Annotated in this window: 20 protein-coding genes; 10 read left to right on the top strand and 10 right to left on the bottom strand. The window is 64.9% G+C overall.

Annotation, left to right across the window (positions count from 1 at the left end; all coding sequences use genetic code 11):
• Positions 1-24: 24 nt before the first annotated feature.
• From OUZ49_RS01470 to pilG, 4 genes are all read right to left on the bottom strand, one after another.
• Positions 25-2,055, bottom strand: coding sequence for a methyl-accepting chemotaxis protein (locus OUZ49_RS01470; protein ID WP_266148135.1), 2,031 nt, complete (start codon positions 2,053-2,055; stop codon positions 25-27).
• Between the two features lie 113 nt (positions 2,056-2,168).
• Positions 2,169-2,711 (bottom strand): chemotaxis protein CheW, encoded by a 543-nt coding sequence (locus OUZ49_RS01465; protein ID WP_266148134.1) that lies wholly within the window; start codon positions 2,709-2,711, stop codon positions 2,169-2,171.
• A gap of 7 nt (positions 2,712-2,718) precedes the next feature.
• Positions 2,719-3,090 (bottom strand): response regulator, encoded by a 372-nt coding sequence (locus OUZ49_RS01460; RefSeq protein ID WP_266148133.1) that lies wholly within the window; start codon positions 3,088-3,090, stop codon positions 2,719-2,721.
• A 31-nt stretch (positions 3,091-3,121) separates the two neighbouring features.
• Positions 3,122-3,478 carry a twitching motility response regulator PilG gene (pilG, locus tag OUZ49_RS01455; RefSeq protein WP_114238650.1) on the bottom strand — a complete coding sequence of 119 codons (357 nt, stop codon included), beginning with the start codon at positions 3,476-3,478 and terminating at the stop codon, positions 3,122-3,124.
• A gap of 552 nt (positions 3,479-4,030) precedes the next feature.
• Between pilG and gshB the strand changes: the two genes are divergently transcribed.
• The 6 genes from gshB (at position 4,031) to OUZ49_RS01425 (ending at position 9,831) form a co-directional block, all read left to right on the top strand.
• Positions 4,031-5,008 (top strand): glutathione synthase, encoded by a 978-nt coding sequence (gene gshB / locus OUZ49_RS01450; RefSeq protein WP_266148132.1) that lies wholly within the window; start codon positions 4,031-4,033, stop codon positions 5,006-5,008.
• Positions 5,005-5,871 carry an energy transducer TonB gene (locus OUZ49_RS01445; protein WP_266148131.1) on the top strand — a complete coding sequence of 289 codons (867 nt, stop codon included), beginning with the start codon at positions 5,005-5,007 and terminating at the stop codon, positions 5,869-5,871. The genes gshB and OUZ49_RS01445 overlap by 4 nt, the downstream gene beginning before the upstream one ends.
• A gap of 102 nt (positions 5,872-5,973) precedes the next feature.
• Positions 5,974-6,549, top strand: coding sequence for a YqgE/AlgH family protein (locus tag OUZ49_RS01440; protein ID WP_266148130.1), 576 nt, complete (start codon positions 5,974-5,976; stop codon positions 6,547-6,549).
• Positions 6,546-6,983 carry a Holliday junction resolvase RuvX gene (ruvX, locus tag OUZ49_RS01435; protein ID WP_266148129.1) on the top strand — a complete coding sequence of 146 codons (438 nt, stop codon included), beginning with the start codon at positions 6,546-6,548 and terminating at the stop codon, positions 6,981-6,983. Before OUZ49_RS01440 ends, ruvX begins: the two co-directional genes overlap by 4 nt.
• 27 nt (positions 6,984-7,010) lie before the next feature.
• Entirely contained in the window at positions 7,011-7,937 is a 927-nt protein-coding gene (locus tag OUZ49_RS01430; protein WP_266148128.1) for an aspartate carbamoyltransferase catalytic subunit, read from the top strand.
• 130 nt (positions 7,938-8,067) lie between these two features.
• Positions 8,068-9,831: a hypothetical protein gene (locus OUZ49_RS01425; protein ID WP_266148126.1), complete on the top strand. Its 1,764-nt coding sequence runs from the start codon at positions 8,068-8,070 to the stop codon at positions 9,829-9,831.
• 97 nt (positions 9,832-9,928) lie between these two features.
• On the opposite strand, the gene OUZ49_RS01420 is transcribed toward OUZ49_RS01425, so the two are convergent.
• Both OUZ49_RS01420 and OUZ49_RS01415 read right to left on the bottom strand, forming a co-directional pair.
• On the bottom strand, positions 9,929-10,672 hold the full coding sequence (locus OUZ49_RS01420; RefSeq protein WP_266148125.1) for an MHYT domain-containing protein: 744 nt from the start codon (positions 10,670-10,672) through the stop codon (positions 9,929-9,931).
• 19 nt (positions 10,673-10,691) lie between these two features.
• A complete protein-coding gene (locus OUZ49_RS01415; protein ID WP_266148124.1) occupies positions 10,692-11,420 on the bottom strand; it encodes a hypothetical protein in 729 nt (242 codons plus the stop codon).
• Between the two features lie 447 nt (positions 11,421-11,867).
• On the opposite strand from OUZ49_RS01415, the gene OUZ49_RS01410 reads away from it, so the two are divergent.
• Complete coding sequence (locus OUZ49_RS01410; RefSeq protein ID WP_266148123.1) at positions 11,868-12,233, top strand: BON domain-containing protein; 366 nt, start codon at positions 11,868-11,870, stop codon at positions 12,231-12,233.
• An 87-nt stretch (positions 12,234-12,320) separates the two neighbouring features.
• Here the strand turns inward: OUZ49_RS01410 and OUZ49_RS01405 are convergent, their stop codons facing one another.
• Both OUZ49_RS01405 and OUZ49_RS01400 read right to left on the bottom strand, forming a co-directional pair.
• Positions 12,321-13,487, bottom strand: a complete 1,167-nt coding sequence (locus OUZ49_RS01405; RefSeq protein ID WP_266148122.1) for a PilT/PilU family type 4a pilus ATPase — start codon at positions 13,485-13,487, stop codon at positions 12,321-12,323.
• Positions 13,488-13,525: 38 nt separating this feature from the next.
• Positions 13,526-14,563 (bottom strand): type IV pilus twitching motility protein PilT, encoded by a 1,038-nt coding sequence (locus OUZ49_RS01400; protein WP_266148121.1) that lies wholly within the window; start codon positions 14,561-14,563, stop codon positions 13,526-13,528.
• A 306-nt stretch (positions 14,564-14,869) separates the two neighbouring features.
• Between OUZ49_RS01400 and proC the strand changes: the two genes are divergently transcribed.
• The 3 genes from proC to OUZ49_RS01385 all read left to right on the top strand — a co-directional run bounded on the left by proC (position 14,870) and on the right by OUZ49_RS01385 (position 18,429).
• On the top strand, positions 14,870-15,694 hold the full coding sequence (proC, locus tag OUZ49_RS01395) for a pyrroline-5-carboxylate reductase (RefSeq protein WP_266148120.1): 825 nt from the start codon (positions 14,870-14,872) through the stop codon (positions 15,692-15,694).
• On the top strand, positions 15,691-16,266 hold the full coding sequence (locus OUZ49_RS01390) for a YggT family protein (RefSeq protein ID WP_266148119.1): 576 nt from the start codon (positions 15,691-15,693) through the stop codon (positions 16,264-16,266). Before proC ends, OUZ49_RS01390 begins: the two co-directional genes overlap by 4 nt.
• A gap of 72 nt (positions 16,267-16,338) precedes the next feature.
• Entirely contained in the window at positions 16,339-18,429 is a 2,091-nt protein-coding gene (locus OUZ49_RS01385; RefSeq protein WP_266148118.1) for a M13 family metallopeptidase, read from the top strand.
• Between the two features lie 147 nt (positions 18,430-18,576).
• On the opposite strand, the gene OUZ49_RS01380 is transcribed toward OUZ49_RS01385, so the two are convergent.
• Together OUZ49_RS01380 and OUZ49_RS01375 are read right to left on the bottom strand one after the other, a co-directional pair.
• Positions 18,577-19,383 carry a cobalamin-binding protein gene (locus OUZ49_RS01380; protein ID WP_266148621.1) on the bottom strand — a complete coding sequence of 269 codons (807 nt, stop codon included), beginning with the start codon at positions 19,381-19,383 and terminating at the stop codon, positions 18,577-18,579.
• Positions 19,384-19,417: 34 nt separating this feature from the next.
• On the bottom strand, positions 19,418-19,855 hold the full coding sequence (locus tag OUZ49_RS01375; RefSeq protein ID WP_266148117.1) for a secondary thiamine-phosphate synthase enzyme YjbQ: 438 nt from the start codon (positions 19,853-19,855) through the stop codon (positions 19,418-19,420).
• Between the last annotated feature and the right edge of the window lie 14 nt (positions 19,856-19,869).

Raw genomic sequence — 19,869 nt, 5'->3', positions numbered from 1 at the left:
GCCCCCTGTGAAAATCGTTTTGTGTCAGCCCGGCAGCTTGAAGTGCGCCACCGAGCGCCGCAGATCACTCGCCAGCTGGGCCAGGTAACCGATCGAATCGGCCGTCTGGCTCGCGCCCTGCGAGGTCTGCGAGGTAATTTCCTGGATCGCATTCATCGACACCGAAATGTCCGACGCCGCGGTGGACTGCTGGCGGGCGGCGGTGGAGATGTTTTGAATCAGGGCGGACAAATCGTGCGACACGCGCTCGATGTCACCCAGCGCACTGCCGGCGTCCTCCGCCAGTCGGGCACCGGCCACCACTTCCGCGGTGGTCTGTTCCATCGAGTTCACCGCTTCGTTGGTATCGGACTGAATGGTCTGCACCAGCGTTTCGATTCGCTTCGTCGCGCTGGCGGAACGTTCTGCCAGGCGCTGCACTTCGTCCGCCACCACCGCGAAACCGCGACCCGCCTCACCGGCCGAGGCCGCCTGGATGGCCGCATTGAGTGCGAGGATGTTGGTCTGCTCGGCAATGTCGTTGATCAGTTCCACGATCGAGCCGATCTCCTGCGACGACTCGCCCAGGCGCTTGATGCGCTTGGAGGTTTCCTGGATCTGGTCGCGGATCGAGTCCATGCCCGAGATCGTCTCGCGCACCACTTCGGCGCCGCGCGAGGCGATTTTCACCGAGCGCTCGGCCACGTCGGCCGATTCGGCGGAATCCTTCGACACGGTATCCATCAGGCTGGCGATCTGGTTGATCGCCGTGGTCGCCGTGCTGATCCGCTGTGCCTGGTGCTGCGCCGACTCGGCCAGATGGCGTGCCGTGGTCTGCGTCTCCTGGGCCGACGAGGACACCTGCTCGGAGGTCTCGTTGATCGTGGTCACCAGGGTGCGCAACTCGTCGATGGCGTAGTTCACCGAGTCGGCGATGGCGCCCGTGATGTCCTCGGTGACCGTGGTCTTGACCGTCAGGTCACCTTCGGCGAGCGAGCCCATCTCGTCCAGCAGGCGCATGATGGCCTCCTGGTTGCGCTGGTTGAGCTCGGCGCTTTCCTGGAAGCGGCGGCGCTGGTCGGTCACGAGCTGGACCACCAGCACGACGATGAAGGCGACCGCGCCGATGGCACCGAGCACGCCCCACCACACGTTAGGGAACAAACGACGCAGCGGCAGCTTGCCGACCTGGTCGGACAATTCATTGGCGCGCAACAGCACGTTCTGCGAATCCAGCGAGGCCTGGTTGCCTGCTCGCTTCACGTCGCCGAGGTTGCCGGCAGCGCCGACCAGCTTGCCGACCGGATCCTGCAGGTTGTCCCACTGGGCCTGCATGTCGGTAAGAATCTTGCGCGCATTGGCATCGCCCATCGAGCGCACGCCGACTTCGGCGTTGCCTTCGAGCAGGCCCTTGAGCACCGAACCGTAGAGCTGGCCGTCGCGCGCCAGGCCGTCTGCGGCAGGCTGGGAACCTTCGCCACCCTGCAGCACCTCTTGCACGCGGCGGGTCATACGGTCGGCCAGCACCATCTGGCGTGCCGAGGTATAGGTCTGCTCGGCGCTACCGCCGCGCTGCTGCAGGATGTTTACCACCTGCTCCATGCTGGAGTTGAGCAGCGGCAGGTCACGCGACAGCGTTGCCGCGCGCTGGGCCGAATCGAGCACCAGGGCCTTGTTGGAGAGGATCTTGCCGATATCGGCATCGAGCTGTCCCCAGGCATTGGTCAACGCACCCACGGCACGACCGGCGGGGGTCGCGTTGTTGTCGGCATAGGCCTGCATGCCGCTCTTCGGGTCGCCCTTGTTCAGGTGCTGCACCGCCGAATCGATGGCGTTGCGGCTGGTTTCCAGCTCCTTGAACGAGTCGACGTTACCGTCGGCCGCTTCGAGCGCATATTTGGCCGTCTGCTGCGACAACACTTGGATCTGCGTGGTCAGGGCAATGGCCTGCCGATCCTCGCTGTTCCTGATGTTGAGCATGACGAAATCGACACCCGCGAATCCAATCGCGATGACCAGCGCAATGATGAGGCCGGTATAGCCCCGCTCCTTGCCAACGCCCCCTGTAGTGCTCATTTCGTTCACCTCGCCCGTCTACCCCCGCCACCCTTGCTGGCGGAGGCTGGGTTCATCGCCCTGATTCCGGCCACGACTGGCGCCGGTCCTACCCTTGGTTCAACTATCGCCCGTCAAGCCGCTGCGGCTTGGCGGAAATCAGGCGCGCGCACCAGTTTGCCCATGCTGAACACGGCCAACCGTGGCTCGCCCACGCGATCTTCCACGAATCGCGCCAGGCGCGGATCGTCTTCTTGTTCGGCCGTGCGACGCTGCTCGGCATCCACCGTGCGCTGGCCGAAAACCTCGTCGACCATCAACGCCACGTTGCCGCCACTCTGTCGTACCACCAGCAGGCGCGTGCGCTCGGTCTGGATGGTGCGCTCGCCGAACAGGAAGCGCGCGAGATCGATGACCGGCACCAGGTTGCCGCGCACATTGGCCACGCCAAGCAACCAGGCCTGCGTACCGGGTACCGGCGTCAACACCGGCACGGCCAGCAGTTCGCTGATTTCATCGATGCCGCTGACGAACAAACGACTGCCGGCACGGTAGCCGATGCCACGCCAGAGGCCCGGGGCCTCCAGCTTCTCCGGCGTATCGGAGGCATGAACCAGCGAAAGTCGTTCGTAGCGGGCCAGGATTTCGAAGGGCGAGAGCGTGGCAGTCTGGCTCATCGTCACCTCAGGCAGCGTTCGGCAGCAGATCGTTGATGCACGCGAGGAGATCCTTTTCGTTCACCGGCTTGGTGATGAAGGCACGCGCACCCTGGCGCAGCCCCCACACGCGATCGGTCTCCATCGATTTGGTGGTGATCATGACGATCGGGACGTTGGACGTCACCGGGTCGCGGGTAAGCGTGCGGGTGGCCTGGAAGCCGTTCATGCCGGGCATGATGACGTCCATGATGACCAGGTCGGGCAACTGCGCACGCACGCGCTCGATGCCTTCCTCGGCACTGCCAACGGAATCGACCCGATAACCCGCGCGCTCAAGCAGGGTAGTGAACACGCGCACGTCGGTCGGCGAGTCGTCGATAATGAGAATATTGGCCACAGGTCCCCCTCAGACCCTGTAGTCGCCGGTCTTACACCGTGCTGACATGTCGATGGATAGCACCAAGCAGCTCGTCACGAGTGAATGGCTTGGTGAGATATTGTTCGGCGCCGACGATGCGGCCACGTGCTTTGTCAAACAAGCCGTCCTTCGAGCTGAGCATGATGACCGGCGTGCCGCGGAACTGCGGATTGTTCTTGATCAGCGCGCAGGTCTGATACCCGTCGAGGCGCGGCATCATGATGTCGACGAAGATGATGGCGGGCTTCTGGTCAGAGATTTTGGCCAGCGCCTCGAAACCGTCCACGGCGGTCAGCACGTCGCAACCTTCTTTTTTGAGCAAGGTTTCGGCGGTCCGGCGGATGGTTTTCGAGTCATCGATAACCATGACCTTGAGGCCGGCCAGGCCATTTCCATTTATGTTCAAGTTCACAACACCCCCCTGCGACCCGCCCCAGGCTCAGGTAAAACGTGCGGCCGTCGGCAACTGGCTGCCAGCCCCACGTGGACAAAAGAATTCAGTAAAGCTTCTTATGACTAACTGACCCACTTTACTTCGCCGGCAGGCATCCGTTGTTGCTGTTTACCGCCTGCCTGACTTGACGTCAAGCTGAAATCTCACATGGAGAGCGCCACGTCATTGATTTAGGCCTTCAGCCAGCGAATCGTCACGATGCTGGGCTGCATCGTGACCATGGGCTGCTGGCCTGGTCAAGCGGCTGACTGACCTGTCCATGCACCTCTCCTGCCTCATCAGGCGACGACCAGACCGCCTACCCGCCCCACCGGCATCCGCTGGCGGACCGGGCGACCACCAGCCGGGTCGGGCGAGTTGGCCGGGGAAGTCATCAGATGACCGCGTCTCGACATACACTCCCACGCTCTTTCCCGGTCAGCGCCGGGACAGATCGTGACGACGCTCTACTACCGGAGAATGACGATGACCCTTTCGGTCGCCGTGCTGATGGACCCGATCGGCTCCATCAAGATCGCCAAGGACACCACCTTCGCCATGTTGCTGGAGGCCCAGCGGCGGGGGCATCGCCTGTTCTACCTGGAACAGGGCGACCTGGCCTTGCGGGACGGCCAGCCCTGGGCACGCCTGGCCGCCCTGTCCGTGCGGGACGATGCCGCCGGCTGGTTCATGCTGGAAGAACCGCGCTGGCGTGACCTGCGTGAGATCGACCTGCTGCTGATGCGCAAGGACCCGCCAGTCGATGCGCAGTTCATCTACGACACCATGGTGGCGGAACAGGCCGAGCGTGCCGGCGTGACCGTGGTCAACCGCCCCCAGGCACTGCGGGACTGCAACGAGAAGCTGTTCGCCATGCACTTCCCGCAATGCATGGCGCCCACCCTGGTGTCCCGCGACGCCGCCGAACTGCGCGCCTTCGTGGCCGCGCACGGTGAGGTCGTGCTCAAACCGCTGGACGGCATGGGCGGCCGCGGTATCTTCCGGGTCAACGCCGGGGACACCAACCTCAACTCCATGCTCGAGACCTTGATTGCGGCCGGACCGCATGGCGAGCACCGCCAGTTCACCATGGCCCAGAAGTACATTCCTGAAATTACCTCCGGGGACAAGCGCATCCTGGTCATCGACGGCGAGCCGGTGCCTTACGCACTGGCGCGCATTCCCCAGGGCAACGAGTTCCGCGGCAACCTGGCGGCCGGGGGCCGCGGGGTTGGCGTGCCGCTGAGCGAGCGGGATCGCTGGATCGTGTCCCAGGTGGCGCCGGAACTGCGTCGCCGCGGCCTGTTGTTCGTGGGCCTGGACGTGATTGGCGACTACCTCACCGAGATCAACGTCACATCGCCGACCTGTGCCCGCGAACTGGACGCGCAGTTCGGGCTTAATATTGCCGGCCAGTTGTTCGACGTCATCGAACGCACTCGAATCGGAAACCGCGCCGCGTGAGCCAACCTGCTGTCCGCACTGGCGCCGACATGATCGGCGCCACCCTGCTCTTCTCGCTGTTGCTGCATGGCGTGCTGCTGCTCGGCATCACGTTCAACTACGTCAAAGCCAAGCCCAGCCTGCCGACCCTGGACGTCACCCTGGTGGACGTGGCCAACCGCGACGCCCCCGACAAGGCCGATTTCCTGGCCCAGGCCAATAACTCCGGCGGCGGCGAGAGCGACAAGGCCGCCCGCCCCTCGCAGCTGGTTTCCGGGCCGACCCCCAAGGCCAACCCCGGGGTCGCGCCCCAGCCGGTGGAGGCCAGCGCGCCGCGGCCGCAGGAGGCCACCGAGGACAAGTTGCTGACCACCACCGGCGACAGCCACTACACCGTCAGCACCGACAGCGCCAAGCTGGAACACACGCCCCAGGACCTGCCCGAGTCGCCTAGCGAGGTGAAGCGGCGGCAGGAGATGGCGCAGCTGGCCGCCGAGGTGCGCGATCGCAGCGAGCAGTACGCCAAGCGTCCGAAAAAGAAGTTCATCTCGGCCAACACCAAGGAATACGCCTATGCGGCCTATATGCGCGGCTGGGTCGACCGGGTGGAGCGCGTCGGCAATCTGAACTATCCGAACGAGGCCCGTCGCCGCGGCCTGCACGGCGACGTGTTGATGACCGTGACGCTCAACCGCGACGGCTCGGTCAAGGGCATCGAGGTGGTGAGCAGTTCGGGGCAGCAGCTGCTGGACGCCGCCGCCCAACGCATCGTGCGCCTGGCAGCCCCGTTCCCCTCGCTGCCCGTGGACAAAGACCACATCGACGAACTGAACATCACGCGCACCTGGCAGTTCATGCCGAACGACATTCTGCGCAGCCGCTGACACCACCGCTCACGGCGTGTTTACACCACGCTGCGGAAGCCTTGGCCGCAGCGGATGCAATCGCGCTATGGGGCAGGCGCGAACAGGTTCTACAATGCGCCCATGACCGTTTCCCAGTCTCAGCCCCAATCGCTCGCCGGCCACTTCCTGATCGCCATGCCCAGCCTGGCCGAGCCGCCGTTTTCGCGCGGCGTGGCCTTTATCTGCCAGCACGATGAGGACGGCGCCGTGGGGCTGCTGGTGAACCAGCTGTCCGAATATCGCCTGGGGGATGTGCTCTCGCAGATGAAGCTCGAGTGCAACGACCTGGAACTGGCCGACGCCCCGGTGCTAATCGGTGGCCCGGTGCAGCAGGAGCGCGGCTTTGTCCTGCACCGCGAACCCGGGCACTGGGAATCGAGCTATCGCATCAATGCCGAATGGTCGGTCACCACCTCGCGCGACATCCTGGTCGCCATGGCCAATGGTGAAGGCCCGCGCCTGGCCGTGATGGCCCTGGGCTACGCCGGCTGGAGCGCCGGCCAGCTGGAGCAGGAGCTCAAGGACAACACCTGGCTCACCGTCGAGGCCAGCGAGCGCGTGGTATTCCACACCCCGCTGGAGGAGCGCTGGAGCGCCGCTGCCGGCCTGGTCGGGGTGGACCCGCTGGCGTTGCCCGGCTACGCGGGACACGCATGAGCTGTGTGTTTGGTTTCGATGTCGGCAGCCGCCTGCTTGGGGTTGCGGTCGGCAATCGATTCACCGGCAGTGCGCGCGGCCTGGCCGCCATCCCGGTACGCGACGGCGATCCCGACTGGCAGAAGCTCGACGCCCTGCGCCGGGAATGGCTGCCGGAAACCCTGGTGGTCGGCCTGCCGTTGACGCTCGACGGCGGCGAGCAGCCGGCCAGCCGCAACGCGCGCCGCCTTGCCGAGAAGCTCGGCCAACGCTACGGCCTGCCCATCGAACTCACCGACGAGCGCCACAGCTCGCAGGAAGCAGCGCAGCGCTTTGCCAGCGCACGCGCCGCCGGACTGAAGAAGCGCCGCGACGCCGCCACCATCGATGCTGAAGCCGCTGCCGTCATCCTGGAACGCTGGCTGGCTTCGCCGCCGGCAGCCACCGACCGCTGACCCCCACCTTTCGACGACACTGCCGCCATGAGCCAACGCCTGCGCCATCTCACCACGCTGGAAAACCTGCCACGCGCCACCATCGAGCGCCTGCTCGACCGCGCAGAGACCATGCGCGACGGCTGCGCCCACGGCACCCGCAAGCTCGACATGCTGAGCGGACGCACCATCCTCAACCTGTTCTTCGAACCGTCGACGCGCACGCGCACCTCGTTCGAGCTGGCGGCGCGCCGGCTCGGTGCCGACGTGATCAACTTCGACATCAGCTTCTCCTCCACCAGCAAGGGCGAGGCGCTGTTCGATACCTTGCACACGCTGGAGGCCATGCACCTGGATGCCATCGTGGTGCGCCACAAGCAGTCGGGCACGCCCGAAGAGCTCGTGCGCCACGCCATGAGCGGCGTCTCGGTAATTAACGCCGGCGATGGCAATCGGGCACACCCCACGCAGGGCCTGCTTGATGTGCTGACCATCCGCCAGCACCGCCCCGATTTCGAGCGCCTCACCGTAACGATCTGCGGCGACGTGAAGCACTCCCGCGTGGCGCGTTCGGACGTGCATGCACTCACCGCCCTGGGCACCAAGGAAATTCGCCTGTGCGCGCCGCGCGGCCTGCTGCCCGAGGCGGCGGAATTCCCCGGCTGCGTGCTCACCGACGATTTCGACGCCGCCATCGAAGGCGCGGACGTGGTGATAATGTTGCGCCTGCAAAAAGAGCGCATGGCCGCCACCGACCTGCCCGACGAAGCGGCGTACTTCGCCCGTTACGGCCTCGACAATCGCCGCCTCGAGCGTGCCGCCAAGGCCGCCCTTGTGATGCACCCGGGCCCGCTCAACCGTGGCATCGAGATCGCCTCGGAAGTGGCCGATGGCCCGCAGTCGCGCATCCTCGAGCAGGTCGGCAATGGCGTCTTCGTGCGCATGGCGGTCCTGGCCGAAGTCCTGGGTCGCTGACGCCGGGTCGTCCAAGCGCCAGCCAGCTAGCCCCCCCACGGCGCCCGCCTGGCCGTGGTGCACCGCGCCAGGACTGGATTCCGGGCATAATGCGCGGCGCGATAACACACCTCCATTTAAGGGAATAAACATGCGATCGACGACGCGCTTTGTGGCGCTGGGTTTCGCCGGCGTACTTCTGGCTGCGTGCCATCACAAGGACAAGGACGCCCCGCTAGCTTTTGTGCCGGCCGATACGCCCTACGTGGTGGCCAACCTCGACGTCCTCGACGACGACACCCGCAAGGCCCTGCTGGCGCAGACCAATGCGCAGCTCCCCTCGCAGCTGGTGCAGCTGAAGTCCGCCGCGGACGACATGGCCGAAAAGGACCCCGATACCGCGCGCCTGCTGAAGGCCGTGATTGCCGAGCTGGACGGCAAGACGATCGAGCAGTTCGCGCAGAACGCGGGCCTCAACATCAAGGGTCGCTCGGCCTTCTACGGCCTGGGCCTGTCGCCGGTGGTCCGTTTCGAGCTGACCGACCCCAAGGCGTTCGACGCCTTTGTCGGACGCCTGGAAAGCGCCTATGGCAAGCCGTTCGACACGGCCACCGTGGGTAGCCAGAGCTACCGCAAGCACGTATCGACGGAAACCGGCACCCAGGTCGTCATCGCCGTGGTCGGCAAGCAGGCGGTTGCCGCGCTGCTGCCGACCGATGCACCCGAAGCCACGCTGCGCCTGGCGCTCGGCCTGGATCGCCCGTCCAAGAACCTGCAGGACGATGGTCGCCTGGAGAAGCTGGCCAAGGCCAAGGATTACCAGCCGTGGGCGATTGGCCAGCTCGACCTGGTACGCCTGCTGCCGCTGGCCGCCGGCGGCAAGGACCCGATGTTCAACGCCCTGCGCAAGGCCCGCGCCGCAGCCGAATCGGCCAAGACGGGCGAGCCGGTGGCCAACCAGCTGCAAATCGCGCCGAGCTGTGAAGCGGAAGCCTCGCGCATCGCCGCTCGCGTGCCTTCGGTGAGCTTTGGCTATACCAAGCTCGACGAAAAGCACCAGAACCTGCGCTGGGACGTCGCGCTGGCCGATGACATCACCAAGGCTTTCTCCGGTCTCAAGGTGGAACTGCCGGGGCTGGGCGCTGCGGGCACTGCACCGTTCGATGTCAGCCTGGCGCTGCCGGTGGCCCAGATGCGGGTGTTCTGGAGTGCCCAGGCCGACGCGGTGGCCGCCAAGCCGTTCACCTGCCAGTCGCTGACCGACCTCAACGAGGGCTTCGTGAAGATCGGCACGCTGTCGCAGCAGGCCGCGGTGCCGCCGGTCGGTGACCTGCTTGGCCTGCGCGTGGCGCTGGACAGCTTCGAAGCGGGCAATGTGGAGGGCATCCCCAAGTTCAGTGGCCGCGTCCTTATCGGCACTTCGAACCCGACAGCACTGCTGGCGATGAGCCAGATGGTGGCGTCCGGCCTCGCCCAGCTCAAGCTCACCACGGACGGCAAGCCGGTGGCATTGCCGCCTGAAGTGACGGCCCCGCTGGGTGAGCCGGTGTGGGCGGCGATGGGTCCCAAGGCACTCGCCCTGGCCATTGGCGCGGGCGAAGACAGCAAGCTGGGTGAAATGCTTAACGCCCCCACGGGCGATGCCGGCCGCTTCGGCCGCCTGCAACTCAGTGGCGATATGTACGTCGCCTGGGTCAAGGCCATGGCACAAAGGGCCGACCATGTCGCCCAGCTCACGACGTCGGCCGATCACGATGATCCGGCGGCCGCGGCATCGGCGAAGGCCGCAGCCGAGCGCTCCAAGGCGCAGTTTGAGTCGATGCAGGCACAGGCGGCGCGCATCAAGTCGGTAGCGGCCGAAGTCCACATGGACAGCGATGGCCTGGTCATCACCAACCAGAACGAACTGAAGTAAGCCCGCGACAGCGGTCGTGATCACCAAGGGGCGCTGCGGCGCCCCTTGGTCGTTGCAACAGGCTCACCGACGCCCGCGCCAGGACTGGTCAGCGGCCCTAGATGGAAAGCACCGACCGCCGATACTGGCGCACGATGCTGATCCCCAGGGCAAGCACCAGCATCGCCATCACGATGATGGCGATCACCCCGCCCAGATGATCGCCCCGCACGCCCTGCTCAAATCCGGCCGGCAAGGTGCCGCCCTGATTGAACGTCGCCGCGGCCATGCCGGTGTAGTGCATGCCGCAGACGGCGATCCCCATGACCAGGGCGCTGCCCAGCATCTGCAGTCTTCCGCGCAGATTGAAGGCCAGCCACAACGCAGCCATCGAGGCGACGATAGCGATCACCACCGACAACGCGACCAGGCGCATGTCGTACGTCACCTGCGTCGACATCAGCATGGCAGCCATGCCGAGATAGTGCATGCCCGCCACGCCGAGCCCCATGACCGTGCCGGCCGCCAGCAGGTTGCTCCAGCGAAAGACCAGGCTGCCTGCGATCGCCAGTCCCAGCGAAGACACCACCACCGCGAGCAGCACCGAGATAGCCGTCAGCACGACGTCATAGGTCGCCTGCGCACCCATGCTGCACGCGAGCATGGCGACGAAATGCATGGCCCAGATGGCGCCGCCGCCCATGGCCGTACCCGCAGCGAGAATCGAGCCCCAGCGCTGTCCCGGCGTACGCGCCAAGGGAATGCCCAGCGCGAACTGCAGCGCGGTGAAGGAGCCGAGCACGGCCACCACGTAAGAAAGCCCCACCAGCAGATAGTTGTAGTGCTGCTGCATGTCCTGCATGAAATCCCCCTGGAATCGATCAAGCCGTCAATTCGAAGACGCACTCCTGCGCACCGTGGCAATGGCAGCTGACCTCGTTGGCGCTCGGCTCACCCATGGCCAGCGCGTCGGCCAGTAGTCCCTCGATAAAGCCACAGAAAAACCGCCCACCCGACAGGCCACCGGGCTGGCATAGCGGACAGCCGCGCACATGCAATTGTTCACCGCGCAATTCCACCGCCACCAACTCGCGCAATGCCGGCACCACGATGCGCTTGAGCGCGTCGGCCGGCGCGAGTCGCGCGCCCAGCGCGAAATGCCGCCGAAACACCCAGGCGCCCGCACGCCGACCCGCAAGATGCAGGGACGCCTCTCGCGCCTCGGCGGTCACCGCATACTCGAGATTGATCAGCCACGGGAAGATCCGTGGATAGTCCTTCGCCAAGCTTGGCAGCATGCGTTCGACCCGCGCCACATCGGCGCCCGATGGCATGCCCAGGCCATAGGCCATGGATGGCGCCCAGGCCACCACGGGCGCATCGGCGGCCTCTTGCGGTACTGGCGGGCCATGCTTCTCGGCCGTCCCCCAGGACGATTCGAAGTGCAGCACGCGAGGATGCGCGCCCAAGGCAACTTCCAGCGCCGAACGCGATGTTTCGGGACCACGCAGCACCATCGTCAGGCCGGCTCCACGCTCATCCGGCGAAAGCCGCTGGCGCACCAAGACGTGGCCATGCTCGCTGACCACGCGACCCAACTCGATGAGCAACCCTTCTCGTCGTTCGGATATCACCCGAACTTCCAACTCGGCCATGATCCCCCCCGAAATCAAGCCTTGCGACACCATGTTTTCGCACCGCAATGTGCCGGATGCGCGGAGGTTTCACAAGCCATCTCGCGCTCGGCACGCGTGACTTTCCAACCGCGTCACGGCGAGGCACACGCACAAGTTTGCGAACGTCATGCTGACGACAGCTACGGCCAGAAAAGTCGCCCGCCCATGTGCTGCGCATCACATTACCTGCACGCATTCCTGCGAACGCGACAGCAACGTCACGCACACGCTTTCTTCGCAACGGTGATCGCGCACTGAACCGATCCGGGCATCAGCCGAGTCTGGTTCACGTTGACGCTGCTTGGATAGGTGCCACGGATGCCGCCACCTGCGGCAGACGTCTGTCTCAAGGGCAGCGCTTCCCCACTACAGGAGATTTCCATGCGCACCAACAACGTGATTCGCCAGTCGCTGATTGCCGCCGGCCTGATCGCCGCCTTCGCAGTCGTGCCATTCGCGCAGGTTGCCGCACAGGATGCAGCCATGCAGAAGTCGTCCGACAATCAGACCGTGCCCGACAAGACGGCGGATGCCTGGATCACCACCAAGGTCAAGTCCGAACTGGCGACGACCAAGGGCGTCAGCAGCACCGATCTCTCCGTGACCACCATGGACGGCGTCGTCACCGTGACCGGCACGGCGACCAGTGCGGTGGAGAAAACCAAGGTCGAGCACGTCGCTCGCAAGGTGAAGGGCGTGAAGAGCGTCGATACCAGTGGCCTGACGGTCAGCGATACCGCCAAGTAAGCCCTCGCACGCCGTCGCTGGCGGTCGCCCAAACCAAGAAGGAGCCTTCAAGGCTCCTTCTTTTTGGCTGTCAGGTGGTGATCGACGTCAGCGGCGCAACAGGCCGCCGCCAAAGTTCTGCGAGTCCTTGGTCTCTTCCAGCTCCACGCCATCGAGGCCCTGCGACAAGGTATGCGCATCGCCGCCTTGCGCGAGCTTGATGCGCAGGCGCACTTCGTTGGAGCTGTCGGCGTGGCGCAGAGCGTCCTCGTAGGAGATCTCGCCGGCGTGATAAAGCTCGACCAGGCTCTGGTCGAAGGTCTTCATGCCCAGGTTGGTGGATTCCTTCATCACTTCCTTGAGCTTGTGGATCTCGCCTTGGCGGATGTAGTCCTGTACCAGCGGCGTGCCCAGCAGCACTTCCACGGCGACGCGGCGCGCCTTGCCGTCCGGCGTCGGGATCAGCTGCTGCGCGACCACGCCCTTGAGGTTGAGCGACAAGTCCATGAACAGCTGCGAGCGGCGGTCTTCCGGGAAGAAGTGCAGGATGCGGTCCATCGCCTGGTTCGCGTTGTTCGCATGCAGCGTGCACAGGCACAGGTGGCCGGTCTCGGAGAAGTTGATCGCGTGTTCCATCGTTTCGCGCGTACGCACTTCGCCGATCATGATGACGTCGGGCGCCTGGCGCAGCGTGTTCTTCAGCGCGTTGTCCCAGCTGTCGGTATCGATGCCCAGCTCGCGCTGCGTGATGATGCAGCCCTCGTGTTTGTGCACGTACTCGATCGGGTCCTCGATGGTGATGATGTGACCGGTCGAGTTCGCGTTGCGGTAACCGATCATCGACGCCAGCGACGTGGACTTACCGGTACCGGTACCGCCCACGAAGATGATGATGCCGCGCTTGGTCATGGCCAGCTGCTTGATCACCGGCGGCAGGCTCAGCTCTTCGATGGTGGGGATCTTCGACTCGATCCGGCGCAGCACCATGCCCACGCAGTTGCGCTGGTAGAAGCACGACACGCGGAAGCGGCCCACGCCCTGCGCCGAGATCGCGAACTGGCACTCGTGGGTCTTTTCGAACTCCTCGCGTTGCGACGGCGTCATCACGTTGAGCACCATGTCGCGCGATTGCTGCTGCGACAACGGGCTCTGCGTGATCGGCACGATGCGACCCTGCACCTTCATGGAGGGCGCGACACCGGCCGTGATGAACAGGTCCGATGCCTTCTTGTGCACCATCAGCTTCAGGAACGAGGTGAAATCAAAATCACTCATGGCACGGACCCTCTGGATTCAACACGACGACCAACCGCTTACTTGAAGATGTCCTTGTTGCGGGCATAGCCCATCGCCTGCTGGCGAGTGACCTGGCCGCGCTTGACCAGGTCCTGCAGGTTCTGGTCCAGCGTCTGCATGCCGTACTGCTGGCCGGTCTGGATGGACGAGTACATCTGCGCCACCTTGTCCTCGCGGATCAGGTTACGGATGGCGGGAATGCCGACCATGATCTCGTGCGCCGCAATACGGCCGCCGCCCACCTTCTTCAGCAGCGACTGCGAGATCACCGCGCGCAGCGATTCGGACAGCATCGAGCGCACCATCGGCTTTTCGCCGGCCGGGAACACGTCGATGATGCGGTCGATGGTCTTGGCCGCCGAACTGGTATGCAGGGTGCCGAACACCAGGTGGCCGGTTTCCGCGGCGGTCAGCGCCAAACGGATGGTTTCCAGGTCGCGCAACTCGCCGACGAGCACGTAGTCCGGGTCTTCGCGAAGGGCGGAGCGCAGCGCCTCGTTGAAGCCATGCGTGTCGCGGTGGACTTCGCGCTGGTTGACCAGGCACTTCTGTGAGGTGTGCACGAATTCGATCGGGTCCTCGATGGTGAGGATGTGGCCGTATTCGTTCTTGTTGATGTGGTCGACCATCGCCGCCAGCGTGGTCGACTTGCCCGAGCCGGTCGGCCCGGTCACCAGGATCAGGCCCTGCGGCTGCTCGATCAGGTCGCGGAACACCGGCGGCGCGCCGAGATCCTCCAGCGTGAGCACTTCCGAGGGAATGGTACGGAACACCGCGCCGGCGCCACGGTTCTGGTTGAACGCGTTGACGCGGAAGCGGGCCAGGCCCGGAATCTCGAACGAGAAGTCGACCTCGAGGAATTCCTCATAGTCGCGGCGCTGCTTGTCCGACATGATGTCGTAGATCAGCGAGTGCACCTGCTTGTGCTCCAGCGCCGGAATATTGATGCGGCGGACGTCGCCGTCCACGCGGATCATCGGCGGCAGGCCGGCGGACAAGTGCAAGTCCGAGGCCTTGTTCTTCACCGAGAAGGCAAGCAGTTCGGCGATATCCATCTGGCGTTCCCCTCAACCCAATCATCTGGATGACACTGCGGCAAGGCCGCACGGCCGGGGGTATCCATGGACGCGGCGCCACCGCGCAAGCGCGCAGACGCCGTCCGAACGGTTCAAACCCGGTTCCCCATGCAGCGGGCCGATACTACTCGCGCGATGGCCCGGCCCACCAGCCTTTCATTCGCTCTACCACCGAAAGCGGGGACGTGGTTTGCAGAAGTCCGGCCCGGCCGCCTCGCGCTTCCGCCACGGGACGAGCCGAGGCGCCGTCTTGTAAGGTAGGCGCCGGATTGGCGAGGAACCTGCATGACACGTATTGCATTCATCGGTGGCGGCAACATGGCGCGCAGCCTGATCGGCGGCCTGCTCAAGACCGGCATCCCGGCCTCCTCCATCAGCGTGGCCGAGCCGCGGGCCGAGGCGCGCCAGGAACTGGGGCGGGACTTTGGCGTGGCCTGCTATGGCGAGAACCGCCTGGCCGCCGCCGAGGCGAATGTGCTGATCCTGGCGGTGAAGCCGCAGATCATGCCGGCGGTCCATGCCGAGCTGCTGGACACCTTGCATCGCCAGCGGCCGCTGCTGATCTCGATCGCCGCCGGCGTACGCATCGACCAGCTGGAGCGTTGGTTTGGCCATACCCTGCCCATCGTGCGCTGCATGCCCAACACGCCGGCGCTGATCGGCGCGGGCGCCACCGGGCTTTGCGCCAACCGGCGGGTCAGCCCGGAACAGCGTGCCCAGGCCCAGCACATCATGGATGCGGTTGGCCTCACCCGCTGGCTCGACGACGAGGCGCAGATGGATACCGTCACCGCCATCGCCGGCTCCAGCCCGGCCTACTTCTTCGCCCTGGTGGAAGCCCTGGAAGATGCCGCCTTTGCGCAGGGCATGTCGCGCGACGTGGCCCGCGACCTCGCCGCCCAGGCCTGCCTGGGTGCCGGCCGCATGCTCACCGAAAGCGGCGAGGACCCGGGCGTACTGCGCCAGCGCGTCACCTCGCCCCGTGGCACCACCCAAGCGGCGCTGGAAAGTTTTGCCGCCGACCACTTCCATGCCATCGTTGCCCGCGCCGTGGCCGCTGCCACGCGCCGCGGGGGCGAGCTGGCCGCTGCCCTGGACGACACCCCGTGAGCTACCTGGTCAACGCCCTTTCCTTCCTGCTCGAACTGGCCTTTGGCGCCGCCGCGGCCCTGTTCGCCCTGCGCCTGTTGGCGGAAGCCAGTCGCGCGGACTTCCACAACCCGCTCAGCCAGTTCGTCTATCGCACCACCAATCCGATCCTGGCGCCGATCCGCAAGCTGCTGCCGAATTGGCGCCGCATCAATATCGCCGCCTTGCTGCTGATCTGGCTGCTGATGCTGCTCAAGCGGGTGCTCCTGTTTGCCCTGCTCGGCGCATTTCCGCATGTACTTGGCCTGGTGGTGTTGTCGATCGCCGACACGCTCGATTTCATCCTGATGTTCTACGTGGTGCTGATCTTCATCTGGTCGCTGATGAGCCTGTTCCAGGTCGAGCGCTACCACCCGGTATACCGCCTGGCCGGCAGCCTGGTCGATCCGCTGCTGCGCCCGCTGCGCGGCAGGCTGGTGGCCGGCGGCCTCGACTTCGCGCCGTGGGCCGTGATGATCATGCTGATCCTGGCGCGCCTGCTGCTGGTGTCGCCACTGGCCGACCTTGGCGCCCGTCTGGCGATCGGGCTCTAGCATCTCCTCTCAATGTCGCGGGCCACGTCGACGGCGTACGGCCCGTTCCTCCCTACTATGGAAGGTCCAAGCATGAAATTGACTTCGCACTCCTTGCGTTTGTGTGCCCTCGCCCTGGGCATCGCTGCCGCGTGGCTACCCACCGCCCAGGCTGCCGACAGCACCACGAAAGCCGCAGCGGCTGCTGCCCCTGCCGCGCTGAAAGGCGACGTGGTGGCGGCGAATATCGATGCATCGGTGAAGCCTGGCGACGACTTTTTCGAGTTCGCCAACGGCACCTGGCTGAAGAACAACCCTATCCCGGCGCAGGAATCGATGTGGGGCATCGGCCAGGTGGTGCAGGACGACCTATACCTCAAGCTGCGCAAGATCAGCGAAGCCGCGGCGGCGCAAAAGAACGCCGCGATCGGCAGCGACGAGCAGAAAGTGGGCGATTTCTGGACCACGGCAATGGACCAGGCCCTGGCCGACAAACTCGGCCTCACTCCGCTGAAAAGTGACCTTGCCCGCATCGATGCGGTACATGACCTGCAGTCCGCACTCGACGAAGCCTTCGCGTTGCAGCCACTAGGTGTGGATGCCTTCTTCGATTTCGGTGTGTCGCAGGACGAAAAGCACAGCGACGTGATGGCCGTGCATCTCGAGCAAGGTGGCCTGGGCCTGCCGGAGCGCGACTACTACTTCAACCAGGAGCCGGGTGTCGCGAAAGCACGCGCCGCCTACGTGGAACACCTGCAGCGCATGTTCCGCCTGCTCGGTGCGGATGATGCCGCCGCGCGCAACAGCGCCACCCAGGTAATGGCGTTCGAGACTGCGCTTGCCAAAGTGTCGCGCCCACTGGCCGACCTGCGCGATCCGGAGAAGAACTACAACAAGCTGGCCCCTGCCGACTTCACCGGCAAGTTCACCCCGGCGATCGCCTGGGGCGCGCGCCTGAAGGCCTGGAAGCTGTCGCCGGAGACGGTCATCGTCGGCCAGCCGGAATTCTTCGGCGGCCTGCAGGCCCTGCTCGCCAGGACGCCGGCACCCGTGCTGCGCGACTACCTGCGCGTCCATCTGGCCGATACCTATGCCGCCTACCTGAGCCAGGACTTCGACAACGAGCACTTCGATTTCTACAACCGCGTGCTGTCGGGCCAGAAGGAGCAGAAGCCGCGCTGGAAGCGCACTCTTCGTGCCGAAAACACCGCCATGGGCATGATTCTTGGCCGCATCTACGTGAAGGACTATTTTTCCGAGAGCAGCAAGCAGCGCTACAACGCCATGGTGGAATCGATCCGCACGGCGTATGGCGAACGCATCGACCGGCTCGACTGGATGAGCCCGGCGACCAAGGCCAAGGCGCACGAGAAGCTGGCAGCCGTGACCAGGAAGGTTGGCTACCCCGACAAGTGGAAGGATTATTCCGCGCTCAGCATCGGCCGCGAGTCATTTGCGCAGAACATGATGAATGCCAGCCACTGGGCCTTCAACGACATGGTGTCGAAGTTCGGCAAGCCGGTCGATCGCAATGAGTGGGAGATGTACCCGCAGACCTATAACGCGTACTACAACCCGTCCAACAACGAGATCGTGCTGCCTGCCGCGCAATTCATCATCCCCGGCTATGCGGACAACGAGATCGATGATGCCGTGGTCTACGGCTATGTCGCCGCCTCCACCATCGGCCATGAAATCACCCACGGCTTCGACGACCAGGGCCGTCAGTTCGACGCCGCCGGCAACCTGAAGGACTGGTGGACCAAGCAGGACGCGACCCGCTTCAACCAGCGCGCCGCCGTCATGGTCAAGCAGTTCAATGCGTTCGAGCCGCTGCCCGGCCTGCACATCAATGGCGAGGCCAGCCTGGGCGAAAACATCGCCGACTTCGGCGGCCTGATGATCGGCATCGACGCGTTCAAGAAGACCGAGCAATTCAAGAAGGGCGAAAAGATCGCCGGCTATACGCCGATGCAGCGATTCTTCCTCGGTTATGCGCTGTCATGGCTGTCGCAGGAGCGCGAGGACCTGCTGCGGCAGGCCCTGCTCAGCGACGTGCATGCACCGGCCAAGTGGCGCGTCAACGGACCCCTGTCGAATATCCCGGAGTTCTACGAAGCGTTCGACGTGAAGCAGGGCCAGCCGATGTGGCGGCCGGAAGCGCAACGCGTCCGCATCTGGTGATGCACCGCCTTCTCCCTTTCCCCTCCGGGGAGAGGGCCGGGGTGAGGGGCCAATCTTGCGGGAACGCACCGTCGAAGCGCGCTTCTTTTCGACGCTGAGGCAAGCACCACCCCTCACCTCAATCCTCTCCCCAAAGGGGAGAGGAAGTTATGCTGCCTGCCGCTTCGCCCACTCCGCAAAAATCGCATGCATCGCGCTCAAGCCATCAAACAACGCCGCTGGCCCCGGCTGCAAAATGATCGGTGACTTGATCTCATAAAGATCGCCATTGCGAACGGCCGGAATGGCATCCCAGCCGTCACGCGCCGCGACGCGCTCCGGACGGAAGCGCTTTCCGCACCACGAGCCAAGAATGATGTCCGGTGCCTGCCGCACCACCTCGCCCTGATCGCCCAGGATGCGATGCTTGGCCAGCGACTCTCCCGCCATCTGCGGAAACACATCGTCGCCGCCTGCGAGGCGAATCAGCTCGGCCACCCAGCGGATGCCGGTAATCAGCGGATCGTCCCATTCCTCGAAGTACACCCTCGGACGTCGCTTGAACTGCGACGCGGCAGCCTGCACCTGCGCGATGTGCCGCTCTGCCTGCTGCGCATAGGCCTCGGCCTTATCGCCCGCGCCCACCATGGCGCCGAGACGCCGGATATAGGCCAGGATGCCGTCCACACTGCGGTGATTGCTGATCCACACTTCCACGCCGGCCTTGATCAGGTCGCGCGCGATATCGGCCTGGATATCGGAGAAGCCGATCGCCAGGTCCGGTTTCAACTTGAGGATTTCGTCGATCTTGGCGCTGGTGAAGGCCGAGACCTTCGGTTTCTCCTTGCGCGCCCGCGGCGGCCGCACGGTAAAGCCGGAAATACCGACGATGCGGTGTTCCTCGCCGAGTGCGTAAAGCACTTCGGTCGGCTCCTCGGTCATGCAGACGATGCGCTGAGGGTAAGGATCGGCCATGCCCTGGCCGTTGCTGCCATGTTCGGTCACGCGTTCAATGTCCCAGCACGGTCACCGTGATCTTGCGCTGATGCGGATCAAGGCGGTGTTCCCATAGGTAAATGCCCTGCCACGTGCCCAGCTGCAGCTTGCCCGCATGCACGGGCACCACCAGGCTGACACCGGTGAGGATGGCTCGCACGTGCGCCGGCATATCGTCCGGCCCTTCCTCGTCGTGGCGGAAGATGGCATCGCCATCGGGCACGGCGCGTGCCAGCCAGCGTTCCAGATCATCGCGTACGGTCGGGTCGGCGTTCTCACTGATCAACAGCGAGCAACTGGTGTGCAGGCTGAAGATGTTGGCAACGCCCGTGTGCACGCCACTGGCGGTCACCACGTCGCCAATCCTGTCGGTGATCTCGGTGAAGCCGCGGCCGCGGGAGTGCACGACAAAGCCATTCTGGGCAACGTGGTCAGCGGGCGCTGCGCGCATGCTCATGCCTCCGA

Origin of the sequence: Dyella halodurans (assembly GCF_026283925.1) — a bacterium.
Classification (GTDB): Bacteria; Pseudomonadota; Gammaproteobacteria; order Xanthomonadales; family Rhodanobacteraceae; genus Dyella; species Dyella halodurans.
Note: the sequence above shows the minus strand (reverse complement) of the source record. Positions and strands in the feature narration are given on the sequence as shown.